This window comes from Pollutimonas rozaliensis (genome assembly GCF_048751585.1).
Taxonomy (GTDB): Bacteria; Pseudomonadota; Gammaproteobacteria; order Burkholderiales; family Burkholderiaceae_B.
In genome coordinates this window covers 45,387-58,293 of sequence record NZ_JAZHOB010000011.1, presented here as the reverse complement: position 1 = coordinate 58,293, position 12,907 = coordinate 45,387, and the positions used below count along the sequence as shown (strand labels likewise).

The 12,907-nt window shown below is 60.5% G+C and carries 15 protein-coding genes; 11 read left to right on the top strand and 4 right to left on the bottom strand.

What is annotated here, in order from left to right; translation table 11 throughout:
- Positions 1–54: 54 nt before the first annotated feature.
- The 3 genes from V0R37_RS19765 to kynB all read right to left on the bottom strand — a co-directional run bounded on the left by V0R37_RS19765 (position 55) and on the right by kynB (position 1,918).
- Positions 55–321, bottom strand: coding sequence for a type B 50S ribosomal protein L31 (locus tag V0R37_RS19765; protein ID WP_420376188.1), 267 nt, complete (start codon positions 319–321; stop codon positions 55–57).
- Positions 322–410: 89 nt separating this feature from the next.
- On the bottom strand, positions 411–1,268 hold the full coding sequence (kynA, locus tag V0R37_RS19760) for a tryptophan 2,3-dioxygenase (protein ID WP_420376187.1): 858 nt from the start codon (positions 1,266–1,268) through the stop codon (positions 411–413).
- Between the two features lie 11 nt (positions 1,269–1,279).
- The gene (gene kynB, locus V0R37_RS19755) at positions 1,280–1,918 is read right to left on the bottom strand and encodes an arylformamidase (protein WP_420376186.1); all 639 of its coding nucleotides are present in this window, start codon (positions 1,916–1,918) and stop codon (positions 1,280–1,282) included.
- A 20-nt stretch (positions 1,919–1,938) separates the two neighbouring features.
- Here kynB and V0R37_RS19750 point away from each other — a divergent pair, with 20 nt between their 5' ends.
- From V0R37_RS19750 to V0R37_RS19700, 11 genes are all read left to right on the top strand, one after another.
- Positions 1,939–2,568 carry a hypothetical protein gene (locus V0R37_RS19750; protein WP_420376185.1) on the top strand — a complete coding sequence of 210 codons (630 nt, stop codon included), beginning with the start codon at positions 1,939–1,941 and terminating at the stop codon, positions 2,566–2,568.
- The gene (locus tag V0R37_RS19745; protein WP_420376184.1) at positions 2,565–3,416 is read left to right on the top strand and encodes an alpha/beta fold hydrolase; all 852 of its coding nucleotides are present in this window, start codon (positions 2,565–2,567) and stop codon (positions 3,414–3,416) included. Before V0R37_RS19750 ends, V0R37_RS19745 begins: the two co-directional genes overlap by 4 nt.
- Before the next feature lie 82 nt (positions 3,417–3,498).
- On the top strand, positions 3,499–4,668 hold the full coding sequence (locus V0R37_RS19740) for an ABC transporter substrate-binding protein (protein ID WP_420376183.1): 1,170 nt from the start codon (positions 3,499–3,501) through the stop codon (positions 4,666–4,668).
- Between the two features lie 15 nt (positions 4,669–4,683).
- Positions 4,684–5,553 carry a branched-chain amino acid ABC transporter permease gene (locus V0R37_RS19735; protein ID WP_420376182.1) on the top strand — a complete coding sequence of 290 codons (870 nt, stop codon included), beginning with the start codon at positions 4,684–4,686 and terminating at the stop codon, positions 5,551–5,553.
- A gap of 1 nt (position 5,554) precedes the next feature.
- Positions 5,555–6,529 carry a branched-chain amino acid ABC transporter permease gene (locus tag V0R37_RS19730; RefSeq protein WP_420376181.1) on the top strand — a complete coding sequence of 325 codons (975 nt, stop codon included), beginning with the start codon at positions 5,555–5,557 and terminating at the stop codon, positions 6,527–6,529.
- Positions 6,526–7,308: an ABC transporter ATP-binding protein gene (locus tag V0R37_RS19725; protein ID WP_420376180.1), complete on the top strand. Its 783-nt coding sequence runs from the start codon at positions 6,526–6,528 to the stop codon at positions 7,306–7,308. The genes V0R37_RS19730 and V0R37_RS19725 overlap by 4 nt, the downstream gene beginning before the upstream one ends.
- A complete protein-coding gene (locus V0R37_RS19720) occupies positions 7,295–8,008 on the top strand; it encodes an ABC transporter ATP-binding protein (RefSeq protein ID WP_420376179.1) in 714 nt (237 codons plus the stop codon). Before V0R37_RS19725 ends, V0R37_RS19720 begins: the two co-directional genes overlap by 14 nt.
- Positions 8,009–8,012: 4 nt before the next feature.
- Positions 8,013–8,831: an N-acyl homoserine lactonase family protein gene (locus V0R37_RS19715; RefSeq protein ID WP_420376178.1), complete on the top strand. Its 819-nt coding sequence runs from the start codon at positions 8,013–8,015 to the stop codon at positions 8,829–8,831.
- A 95-nt stretch (positions 8,832–8,926) separates the two neighbouring features.
- On the top strand, positions 8,927–10,402 hold the full coding sequence (locus tag V0R37_RS19710) for an aldehyde dehydrogenase (RefSeq protein ID WP_420376177.1): 1,476 nt from the start codon (positions 8,927–8,929) through the stop codon (positions 10,400–10,402).
- An 83-nt stretch (positions 10,403–10,485) separates the two neighbouring features.
- On the top strand, positions 10,486–11,373 hold the full coding sequence (locus V0R37_RS19705; RefSeq protein WP_420376176.1) for an NAD(P)-dependent oxidoreductase: 888 nt from the start codon (positions 10,486–10,488) through the stop codon (positions 11,371–11,373).
- 84 nt (positions 11,374–11,457) lie between these two features.
- Positions 11,458–12,165: an IclR family transcriptional regulator gene (locus V0R37_RS19700; protein WP_420376175.1), complete on the top strand. Its 708-nt coding sequence runs from the start codon at positions 11,458–11,460 to the stop codon at positions 12,163–12,165.
- A gap of 19 nt (positions 12,166–12,184) precedes the next feature.
- On the opposite strand, the gene radC is transcribed toward V0R37_RS19700, so the two are convergent.
- Positions 12,185–12,862 (bottom strand): RadC family protein, encoded by a 678-nt coding sequence (gene radC / locus V0R37_RS19695; RefSeq protein ID WP_420376174.1) that lies wholly within the window; start codon positions 12,860–12,862, stop codon positions 12,185–12,187.
- Between the last annotated feature and the right edge of the window lie 45 nt (positions 12,863–12,907).

Sequence of the window (12,907 nt, the reverse complement as noted above, 5' to 3'; positions counted from 1 at the left end):
TAAAAAGGCAGCCAAGAGGCTGCCTTGCATACGCTGGACTGGAAACCGAAAAGCTTACGAAGCCTTGCGCGTGGTGCCAGTGGTGCGTGCGAAACGGGCGCGGAATTTTTCGACGCGGCCGGTTTCAACGATGCGCGTTTGCGCGCCGGTGTAGAACGGATGCGATTCCGAGGTCACGTCGCATTTGAACAAAGGGTAGGTTTTACCGTCAAGTTCAACGGTTTCGCGGCTGTGTAGCGTAGAACGCGAAACGAATTTCGTGCCTGTCTGCTGATCCAGAAACACCACTTCGCGGTATTCGGGGTGGATGCCTTCTTTCATGATCGATTCCTGTTTTTCCAATAAGGGCGGGTCGCCAGCTAGCATAAAAGGGTAGCCACGTATCCAAGGTAACTAAGAATTCTAGCGCACTATAAATCGGTGCGCAACTTCCAAAGCTCGGGAAACAGCACGACATCCAGCATTTTACGCAGATAGGACACCCCTGAAGTGCCGCCGGTGCCCCGTTTGAAGCCGATGATGCGCTCGACGGTGGTGACGTGGCGAAATCGCCACAGGCGGAACGCATCTTCCAGGTCGGTCAGCTTCTCGCCCAATTGGTACAGGTCCCAGTATTGCTCGGGGTGGCGGTAAACCGTCAGCCACGCCTTTTCGACTTCGGCGCTGGCGGCGTAGGCCTGCGTCCAGTCGCGGTCAAGATAGTCGGCCGGCACGGCCAGGCCCTGGCGGTGCAGGGCCCGCAGGGCCTCGTCGTACAGCGACGGTGCTTCGTAGGCGCGTTGCACCTGCGCCAGCAGGTCGGCCCGGTGCGCATGCGGCCGGAGCATGGCGGCATTCTTGTTGCCCAGGGCGAACTCGATCTGCCGGTACTGATAGCTTTGGAATCCGCTGGACTGGGCCAGGTAGGGCCGCAGCGCGGAGTATTCCGGCGGCGTCATGGTGGCCAGGACGTCCCAGGCGTGCACCAGTTGCTCCATGATCTTGCTGACCCGGGCCAGCATCTTGAAACAGGGCTGCAGGCGGTCGGCAGCCAGGTTCTGCATGGCGGCGCGCAACTCGTGCAGCATGAGCTTCATCCACAGCTCGCTGGTCTGATGCTGGACGATGAACAGCATTTCATTGTGTTCCGGCGACAAGGGATGCTGGGCGCTCAATAGGGCGTCCAGGTGCAGGTAGTCGCCGTAGCTCATGTCCTTGGAGAAATCGAGCTGGGCTTTTTCCTGCCGGATGATGGCCTGCCCATCGGGTTCGCTATGAAATTTGCTCATGTCTTGAAGGCTCAATAAGTTGGCGGCAGGCTGCGCAGGACGGCCCGCACCGGACTGGCGTCGGCGTCCGCCAGGGCCAATGGAAGGGCGATCAGCTCGTAGTCGCCAGCGGAAACCTGGTCCAGGACCAGGTTCTCCAGCACACGGATGTCGTGCTTCAGTATGGTCTGGTGGCTGTCCAGCGTCTTGCTGTCGGCCGGATCGATGCTGGGCGTGTCCAGGCCGATGAGCAGGACGCCGCGGCGGGCCAGGAATTCGATGGTCTCGGGGGCAAAAGCGGCAAAGTCGTCGCTCCAGGCGGAGATGTTGGCTTGTTCACAGGTGCGCACCAGTATGCGTGGCGGGGCCTGTTCCAGGAAAGGCAGCAGGTCCTCGATGGCGATCAAGGCCCGTCCATGCAAGGCGTGGATGACGCGGCAGGGTCCAAGAAAGGGCTCCAACCCCAGTTGGCCAACGGCGGCGCCCTGGTTGCTGTAGTGCAGGGGGGCGTCGGCATGGGCGCCTACATGCGGCGACAGCGATATCTGGCTGACATTGACCGGGCATTTGGGGCCGATGGTGGCGTTCCAGATCCGGCTATACGGCGTGTCTCCGGGAAAGACCGGGGATTGCGCCGAAACCGGCGGAGAGATATCCCATAGTTGTTGCATGGCGCTTGGCGTGACGTGATTTGGCGCGCCGCTTAGGAAGGCGCGCCCTGGCTGAAGAGTTAATTGAAGCTTATACGATTTGTTTTTTTAATGTCAGCCCTTTTTGCGCTGCCGGGAAGGATGAAGCTGTTGACACGCGTAAAAAGGTTTGTATAGAATATTCTCTCAGAAAGAATAAATGTTCTGCCTACAAGAACCGTAAAGATAAAGAAACAGGAGGCGAGATGGCTGTCATGTCCGATGAAGAAAGCAATCCCACGGCCCCGCTTGCGGATAATCCAAGCGATTCCGAGCTTGCGCACAGATTCAGCAGCCGCGCTCCGTCCCTGCGGAGCCATCGCCAAGTTGATCTCACGCTGCTGGTCCAGTTTGGCCGTGTCGGCCTGCTGACCCATATACGGCAAGGCAAGGTTGCCCAGGTCGTCGACATTGCCGGCTTGCCCCCGCTGGCGAGCTTTGATTTTTCCATCAAGGCCGGCGCCGATGCATGGAATCGTTTTTGGCAGGCCGTGCCAAGGGCCGGTAGCCACGACATCTTTGCGCTTGCGCGCAATGGCGACATGACCATCGAGGGAAACCTGCACCCTTTCATGGCCAATCTTCAATACGTCAAGGATTTGCTGGCTGTCGGACGCCGGGAGCGGATATGAGCACAACATTCGAGCCTATAGTCGGGCGCTATCTTTCCTTTGAGATTGCCGGACGCAACTGCCGCGTCTACGTCGAAGAGGCCGGGTCGGGTATTCCGCTGGTTTGCCTGCATACGGCTGGCGCCGACAGCCGGCAGTATCGGCACATGCTTTGCGATCCGGAAATCACATCGCGTTATCGCGTGCTGGCATTCGACATGCCTTGGCATGGCAAGTCCTATCCGCCCGAGGGGTGGCAGGGCGGCGAGTATCGCCTGACGACGGAGCTTTATGCCGAAACCATCCTGGCCTTTTGCAAAGCGCTTGAGCTGGACAAGCCCGCCTTGATCGGCTGCTCCATCGGCGGACGCATCGTGCTGCACCTGGCCAACAAGCATTCGGATAAATTCCGCGCGCTGATCGGCGTGGAAGGGGCGGATTACCAAAAGCCCTGGTATGACACCTCGTGGCTGCATCGCGGCGATGTGCATGGCGGCGAAGTCTGCGCGGCGCTGGTGTCCGGACTGATTGCTCCACAGTCTCCCGACCTTTATCGCCACGAGACGCTTTGGCAGTACATGCAAAGCGGTCCGGGCGTCTTCAAGGGAGATCTGTATTTCTATCGCGTCGACAGCGACTTGCGCGGACGCTTGAATGATATTCGCACAGAGGTTTGCCCCTTGTATCTGCTGACGGGCGAATACGATTTTTCGTGTTCACCCGAAGATACCCTGCGCACCGCCGCATCCATTCCGGGTGCAAAAGTGGCGGTAATGCAAGAGCTGGGCCATTTCCCCATGAGCGAGAATCCCGCGCAATTCCGTAAGTACATCATGCCGGTGCTGAATGAGATCCATAAAAACGGATGACGGCCCGGCCTGCCGATCCATATCAATAATTTCCGGCAACCTTGCCGGGTATGCCGCAGCATAAATCCTTGAGGAGACTTCCATGAAACTTACCCCTGTCATTACCCTGTTGGCGACCTTGGCGGCGCCGTTGTCCGTTACCGCGCAAGAGGCGCAAACCTTGAAGATCGGCGCTCTTGTCACCTTGTCGGGAGCCGGCGCGGCTTGGGGGCAAGGGATGAAGAACGCCGCCGAGATCGCCGCGGCCCAGGTAAACAAGAACGGCGGGCTTGAGGTGGCCGGCAAGAAATACAAAGTCGAAGTCATCCCTTATGACGACAAGTATCAAGCCAATGAGGCGGTAACGGTTGCCAACCGGCTGGTGTTCGAAGACAAGGTGCAGTACATCATCGGTCCGGTGGGTTCCGCGCCCGTCCTGGCCATACAGCCCATCACCGAGAAGAACAAGGTCATCGTCATTACCCTGGGCTTTACCACCAAGGCGCTGGAAAAAGACAAGCCCTACACGTTCCGCCCCAATGTGACGACAGTCGAGGTCGCGGACCCTCAAATCCAATGGCTGGTCAAGAGCCAAGGCATCAAGAAGGTAGGGGCATTGTTCCCCAATGACGAAACCGGCCAGCAGATCGCCAAGGATCTGGCGGGTGCCTATAAACGGGCCGGCGCCGACTTGGCGGCGACCGAGTTCTTCGAACGCGATCGTGTCGACTTTGTGCCTTTGCTGACACGCATGGCGGCGCGCGGCATCGATGCGATCGAGCTGGACGGGAATTCTCCCACCACGGCGGGACTGATCGTCAAGCAGGCCCGCGAAATCGGCTTTACCGGCAAGATCATCCGTACCGGAGGCCCGGCGACGCAGGAAATCGTCAACGTTGCCGGTGTGGAAGCGGCGGAGGGCATGTTCGTCCATACGCCCATCAATCCCGAGCTGGCCTCCACCAAAGCCTATGCCGATCTGTATGCCGCCAGCTACAAGCATGCAATGAACGGCTTCAGCCCCGCCTTCTACGACGGCACCAATATGCTGTTTGAAGCGATGAAACGCGCCGGCACGGTGACCGATACGGACGCGGTGCGCAAGGCGATGGAAGAGATCAAGGACTTCCCGGGCGCCCTGGGTACTTTGAACTGGACGGGCCAAGAGGTCTATGGCATCAATCACCAGTTGAATGCGCCTTTCTATGTCGCGGAAGTGATCGGCGGCAAGGAAGTCATACGAGCAACCTGCAACGTGTCCAGTTGCAACTGACCCTGGGGAGCGCTTGTGGACTGGAGCATTCTGCTTGCACAGGCGACGGTCAATGGTTTGATCGTCGGCCTGCTGTATTTATTGATGGCGGTGGGGTTCACGCTGGTGTTCGGTGTGATGCGCATGGTCAACTTCGCCCATGGCGAGTTCTATATGCTCGGTGCATTCGGCGCCTACTTCCTTACAGCGACGTTGGGCCTGCCGTTTTTACCGGCATTGGCCATCACCTTTGCCGGAGCGGTTTTGTTCGGCGCCGCCCTGGAATGGGCTGTGCTGAAGCCGTTCAGGCATGATGAACTCAATGGCATGATCGCCACCATCGGCCTTGCCATGATTCTTCAAAACCTCGCCTTGATGTTCTTCGGCCCCGATCCCCATTCCATGCCCGCTGTGGTGAAAGGGGCGACACGGCTGGGCCAGATCGCCATTCCGACTTCACGGATCTACGTGGTGATCTTCGCCTTGGTGGTGCTGTGCCTGTTGTATGTTTTCCTCAAGCATTCCAAGCCTGGCCGCGCACTGCGCGCGGTGGTCGAGGATTTTGAAATTGCCTCGATACAAGGCATACGGTCGCGCGTCTATTACCCCTTGGGCTTCGGCATCGGGGTTGGCCTGGCCGCCGTAGCCGGCGCCTTGATGGCCCCCTTGTTTTCGGTATCGCCTTTTGTGGGAGCCGCGCCATTGCTCAAGGCTTTCATCGTGGTGATTCTTGGTGGACTGGGAAGCATACCCGGCGCCGCGGTCGCGGGCCTTGCGCTGGGCCTGATAGAAAGCTACAGCAGTCTGTTTTTCAGCACCAGCACAGCCGATATGTTGATATTCCTGATTGTGATCGTGATGCTGGTGGTTCGCCCGAAAGGCTTGCTTGGACAAGGGGAGGCCTGATATGAGCGCCGCAAATTCCGTTGCAATGTCGCCCACGCGCAGGCGATGGCTGATTCCATGTCTCATGGTTCTTTTATTGGCTGTTGCCGCGCCCTGGGTTTCCAGTCCCTTTGTCCTGCACCTTGCCGTGCTGACCATGCTCAACATCATCATCGTCAATGGCCTGGCGCTGGTCAGCCGCTCGGGGCAGCTGTCGCTTGGCCACGCGGCTTTCATGGCCATCGGCGCCTATGCCGCCGTGCTGATCGGCAAACTGGCGGGCCTGTCCTTCCTGTCTTCGGCCGCTGTGGGCATAGCCGCCACCATGCTGGTGGCTTTGATCCTGGGCTGGATCATTCTGCGCCTGCGCGGCGTGTACTTCGTACTGGTGACATTCGCCTTTGGCGAGCTGGTGCGCCTGGTGCTGCTGGATTTCTCCAATCTGACCGGCGGCGCCAATGGCATTACAGGGATAGCACCGGTCGAAATACTGGGATTTGTCTTTGATACCCGCAGCCGCGTCTATGGCCTGACGCTGGTCGTCGCGCTGGCCTCGACGCTGTTCATGCATCGCCTGTTCCAGCGCCCGATCGGACGCGCCATCGATTCGGTGGCCGATAACCCGGCATTGGCCGAGTCGACCGGGCTGGGCGTGCATCGCCTGCAGGTGTTTTCCTTTGTGCTGGGCTGCGGCCTGGCGGCTTTGGGCGGCATATTGCAGGCTCACTACATTGGCTATATCTCGCCGGAGTCCTACAACAGCGGCATCTCGATCGGATTGATCGTCATGCTGGTCATTGGCGGGCGAAGCTCGACATGGGGGCCTTTGGTCGGCGCCGCCGTGCTGACCCCATTGCCCGAGCTGTTCCGCGGCGCGGTGCAGACTCAGCATATTTTCTACGGGGCGGCATTGATCCTGATTCTGCGCTTCCTGCCCGGCGGCTTGGCGGCCATTCCCCGCATCATCGGCAAGATCGGCCGCAAGGAGGCAGCATGAGCCAGGACTTATTGCGCGTACGGGGGTTGACCCGCAAGTTCGGCGGCTTGGTGGCTGTCCGTAACTTGTCATTCAATGTCCGGCAGGGCGAAATTGTCGGTTTGATCGGCCCAAACGGGGCGGGCAAGACCACGGCCTTCAACCTGATCACAGGCACTATCCGCCCTTCGTCGGGAAGTGTCGTGTTCCAGGACAGGGACATTTCCGGCGGACCGCCCAGCAGGGTTGTGGTGGCCGGGCTGGCGCGCACCTTCCAGTCCACGTCCACCTATCCCCGGGAGACCGTGGCGGAGAACGTGTATCGGGGCCTGCTTTCGCGGATTTCCGGCTCTATCGTCGGCCTGCTCGCGGGGCGCCGCGAACGCAGCCTGTCCGAAGCCGGGATCTCCGCCGAAATCGACGAGATCCTGAAGATGACCGACCTGACATCCTGGCGCGATACCGCGGCGGGCAGCCTGCCTTACGGCTTGCAGAAAATCCTGGGGATTGCGGTGGCGATGGCGACGCGGCCGACCATGCTGCTGCTCGACGAGCCGGCGGCGGGCCTGAATCATGAGGAATGCAACGACCTGGCCAAGCTGTTGCATCGCCTGCGCGACGAGCACGGATTGACGCTGTTGCTGGTCGAGCACCATATGGCTCTGGTCATGCAGCTGTGCCAGCGGATCGTTGTGCTGGTGCAGGGCGAGAAAATCGCCGAAGGCTCACCCGAGGAAATCCGCCAAAATCCGGCCGTCATCGAGGCTTACCTGGGAGCTCCCGATTATGCCCATGCTTGAAGCGCAAGACCTTACCGTATCGTATGGCCGCCTGGAGGCCGTGCGAAAGATCAATTTCTCTGTCGAAGCAGGCCAGATCGTGGCCCTGGTCGGCTCCAACGGCGCGGGCAAAAGCACGACCCTGAAGTCGATCATCGGTCTTATGATGCCGGCATCGGGCACCCTGCGTTTCGAGGGACGGGACATCACGACGATGGGACCGGCCGCGAGAGTCCAGGCCGGTATAGCCTTGTCGCCCGAGGGACGGCGCCTGTTCGGACGCATGACCGTACTGGACAACCTGCTGGCTGGCGCGCATGGTGTGGCCTCCAGGCAGGTGGTCGCCCGCATGCTCGATGAAATCTATACCTTGTTTCCAAGGGTGCAGGAGCGCCGCAGGCAATTGGCCGGCTCCTTATCGGGCGGTGAGCAGCAAATGGTGGCCATAGGCCGCGCCTTGATGGCCAACCCCAAGCTGCTGATGCTGGATGAGCCTTCGCTGGGTATCGCACCCAAGATCGTGTTTGAGATCGCTGAAGCCATCAAGCGCATCAACCGCGAGAAAAACATGTCTATCGTCCTGGTCGAGCAGAATGCGCGACTGGCATTGCGCCTGGCGCACAACGCCTATGCGCTGGAGAACGGCGAGATCATCCGGGCCGGGAAGGGGGCGGAACTGTTGGCCGATCCATTCATTCAAAAATCGTATCTTGGAATTTAATGCAATGAGCGGCCTGACTGAATTGCCGGAGTATGAAGTCTTTGCCCTGCGCTATGCGCACATGCCGCGCGTGCGGCGGGACAATTTCATCGGAGGCGATCCGCATGATGGTCCCATGCCCATGGATTTTTTCGTATGGCTATTGCGAGCGCCGGAGCGATTGATATTGGTGGACACCGGTTTTAACGCGGACACCGCGAAGAAGCGTAACCGGGACCTCCTGCGCTGCCCGATAGGCGCATTGGAGCGTATCGGCGCCCGCCCGGAAGACGTGAGCGACGTCATCATTACCCATCTTCACTACGATCATGCGGGCAACCTGGACAGGCTGCCGCACGCGCGATTCCACATACAAGACGCGGAAGTCGAGTATGCGACCGGCCGCTGCATGTGTTTCGAACCGATGCGGCACGCCTACTCGGTCGACGATGTCGTAACCCTGGTTCGCAATGTCTATGAAGACCGTGTCGTCTTCCACGATGGCAACGCCGACCTGGCGCCGGGGGTGAGCCTGCTGAAAATCGGAGGCCATACGAAGGGCCTGCAAGCGGTCCGTGTGCATACGCGGCGCGGCTGGCTGGTTCTGGCCTCCGATGCTTCGCATTACTACGAAAACATGGAACGCCAACGGCCGTTTCCCATTGTGCATAACGTTGCCGACATGTTGTCGGGCTATGCGCGCCTTGAGTCTGCGGCGGCAAGCCCGGAACACATCATACCGGGGCACGATCCTATGGTCATGGCACGGTACCCGGCCCACGAGAATGATCCGGATACCGTATTGCTGCATGTCCCGCCCCGGAAAATCTATCCTGAAAAATAGGTTTCTCGACAGCAGAACAAGCGGTACGCCGGAAGAACGACAGTTCGCTTCCGGCGAATATAGGGCGATTTAGTTTCTTACGGAGTCAATACACCATGTCGCAGCAATCGGGTTCAGGCCCCAAACCATTTTTGATCAATGGCCAATGGGTTTCCAACAGCCGGGAATTCTTCGAATCAGTCAACCCGGCCACAGGCGAGCTCAATTACCATGTGTCCATTGCCTTGCCGGAGCACGTCGATGCCGCGGTGGCGTCCGCCCGGGCGGCATCGAGACAGCCCGCATGGAGAGACATGTTGCCGCATGTGCGCGCCCAGATTCTGTTGCGCATGGCTTCCCTGATCACCGAGCGCGCGGAAGAGTTTGCTCGGGCGCAGATGCTGGAAAATGGCAAGGTATGGAGCGAATGCAAGGCGCAGGCCGGCAGCGCCGCCGCGACCTTCCGCTATTTCGCGGCGGTATGTGAGACCCAGGGAGCGGAAGTTACACCGCCTCGCGGCAATTATCTTTCCATGACAGCCTATGAGCCCTATGGCGTCGTTGCGGCGATCACGCCCTGGAATTCACCCCTGACCATGGAGGCGCAAAAGGTCGCGCCGGCCCTGGCCGCCGGCAATGCGGTCATCCTGAAGCCGTCTGAAGTCACGCCTTCCGCGGCCCTGCTGTTGGGCGAGGTCGCTTTGCAGGCTGGCTTGCCTGCGGGCATACTGAATGTTCTGACCGGCGATGGGCGGATAACCGGCAAGGCGCTGGTCGAGCATCCCGGCGTTCGCATGGTGTCGTTCACGGGCGGTACGGCCAGCGGCCGCGCCATAGGCATGGTCGCGGCGCAGCGCCTGATTCCGGCGGCGCTGGAGCTGGGCGGAAAATCGCCGCACATTGTGTTCGACGATGCGAATCTCGATGCGGCCGTGGAAAACATCATGGGCGGTATTTTCGAAGGCAGCGGGCAGTCTTGCGTGGCCGGTTCGCGTCTGTTCGTCCAGCGAGGCGTGCATGACCGATTGGTCGGTTTGCTGGCTGAACGCGCCGGCAAGATCAAGCTGGGCTTGCCGATGACGCAAGGCGCCGAAATGGGACCCGTCGCCAGCTTTGGGCACCGCGACCGCATCGAGAAATTCGTCGAGTCGGCCATAGCCGAAGGCGGCCGTATCCTGCTGGGTGGAAAGCGGCCGGAGGCTGCGGAATTCGAAAAAGGCGCTTTCTTCCTGCCCACCATCATTGGCGGCCTGGACAACAGGGCGACCGCCGTGCGCGAGGAAATCTTCGGGCCGGTTCTTTGCGTGCTGCCTTTCGACGACGAAGAAGACCTGATTGCCCAGGCCAACGACAGCGCATACGGCCTGGCTTCGGGTATATGGACGGGCAATTACCAGCGCGCTTGGCGGGTGGCCCGCGCACTCGAAACCGGCCTGGTCTGGATCAACACCTACAAGCAGCTTTCCATATCGACCCCGTTCGGTGGTTACAAGGACAGCGGCATCGGGCGTGAAAAGGGTGTCTCCGGCATGCGCCTGTATCAGCAAAGCAAGGGCATCTACTGGAGCATGGATCCGCGCAATATGGCGTGATGCCTCTATTTTCAAGGCGCGGCGCCCACCTGCTTAGGCGGGCGGCCGCCGCGAGTACGGTTTTATCTGAAGGAATCATTTCAATGCCTACATTCAATACCCTGGGTTTTATCGGCGTCGGCGTCATGGGCGAGCCAATTTGCCGGCATCTGGCCACCAAAAGCGGCGTGCGCGTCATGGCCAACGACCGTAATGCCGAACCCTTGCAGCGCTTGGCCGGCCATGGGGTGGTTTCGGCCACCATCGAAGAAATCGCCGAGCACGCCGATGTGATCTTCATGTCGCTGCCATCCGGCGAGATCGTGCGCAGCGTGGTCGAAGGGCATGGCGGCAATGGCCTGTTGCAACTGTGCCGTAGCGGCCAGGTCATCGTGGATCTGAGCACATCGCCCGTTGATCTGACCCGTGCCATGGCGGCCAAGATGGCCGAGCGCGGCATCCTGTTTGCCGATGCGCCCGTCATGCGCACGCGGGCCGCGGCTGAAGCGGGTACGCTGGCCGTGCCTGTGGGCGCCGACGATGCTGTGTTTGCGGACATCCAGGCGTTCATTGCCATGTTTGCATCGGACGTCAACCATGTGGGCGGTATCGGCGCGGGCCAGGTCGTCAAGATACTGAACAATATGGTTCTTTATGAAACCGTGCTGGCTTTGGCCGAGGCGCGCGCGATCGGCGTACGCGCGGGCGTGGATCCGGATCGTCTGTTTCAGGCCTTGTCGCAGGGCTCGGCCGACAGTTTTGCCTTGCGCAATCATGGCATGAAGGCTATTGCACCACAGAATTTCCCGGAGAAAGCCTTCCCGGTCACCTATGCCAAGAAGGATCTGGCTTACGCCGTTGCCTTGGCCGAGCAAGTGGGTGTCGACGCGACGGGTGCCCGCAATCTGATTGCGTGTTTCGACGAGGCGATAGCGGCCGGGCATGGCGAAAAATATGCGCCGGCCATCAGCCTGGTATTTGAGGGCCGATAGTCCGGCCGGCGCTTTTGCGTTAAGGCATTTGCCGCCGGGCATGGCATAATCGTCCGTCACATTCAACCGTCCACCCGACGCACCATGAGCTCAACACCCGTATCGGAAACCGAAGGTGGCGTAGCTGCCGTAGACCGCGCCCTGGCCATTGTCGGGGCGATTGCCCAGCAGGCGGAGCCCATCACGCTGGCCGATCTCTCGCGCGCGACCGGTTTTTATAAAAGCACGCTCCTGCGCTTGATCAGGTCGCTTGAAAGGGCGTCGCTGGTCGTGCGGCGCGGCGATGGCCGCTATGCCTTGGGTTCATACGCCCATGAGCTCGGCCGCCGCTACGAAGCCACCTATCGCTTGACCGAAGTGTTGTTGCCCCTGCTCAGGGAAATGGTGGGCCGCGGCAGCGAAAGCGCGTCTTTCCATGTGTACCACGACAGCAGTTCCCGGATATGCGTATTGCGTGTCGATTCCAACCATTCGACCCTGGATCGCATACGCGAAGGCGACTTGCTGCCGCTGAATCGCGGCGCAGCGGGCAGGCTGATAACGGCGTTTTACGGCACGGGTGTGGCGCCATCGCGGGACAATGTATTGGCCCTGTCCATGGGCGAACGCGATCCCAATTGCGCCGCCGTGGCCTGTGCGGTGTTTGGCGCGGACAATGAGTTTTGCGGCGCGATCTCGTTGTCGGGGCCGAAAGAACGGTTCAGCGACGCGGCAATACAGAACATGAACGGCATGGTTGTGGACGCGGCCCGGTCCGCCACGGAGGCGCTGGGCGGACGCTTTCCCCGCTGACCGGCCGGTCGGGGGAGCTTCAGATCTGCCCGCGTTCGGCCAGCGAGACGGAGCCGCCGGGGGTGACGATAAGGTGATCCAGCAGGCGGATGTCCACCAGGGCCAGGGCGTTTTTCAAGTGCCGGGTAAGCGCCAGGTCGGCTTCGCTGGGTTCGGCGATGCCGGACGGATGATTATGTGCCAGTATGAGCGCCGCCGCATGATGCCGCAGGCCCGCCTTGATGATTTCGCGCGGATAGACCGACGCCTGCGTCAGGGTGCCGCGCGAGATTTCCTCGGCGATGATCAGCCGGAATTGGCTATCCAGGTACAGGGCCATGCAATGCTCGACCCGCAGGTGGCCCAGTGTGGCTGTGCAATAGTGCTTGACGCGCTGAGGCTGGTCCAGAGCCTGGCCGGCCTTCAGGTCTTCTTCCAGGGCCCGGCGGTTCAGTTCATTGATGGCAAGGAGCTCGCAGGTCTTGGCCATGCCCAGCCCGGGTATGGACAGCAGCGTCTGGGCGTCGGCCGAAAGCAGGCCTCGCAGGCCGTTGAACCGCTCTATAAGGCCGCGCCCCAGGCTGACGGCGTCGCAGCCCTTGATTCCGGTGCGCAAGATGATGGCCAGCAGCTCGGGCGAGGTCAGGACGTGGGCGCCGTGGGCCAGCAAGCGCTCGCGCGGACGCTCGGGTTTCGCGCCTGGAATGTGTGTGGGCATAAGAGGCTCTAAAATAGGGCAATGGCAACAATCCTCTACGGTGAC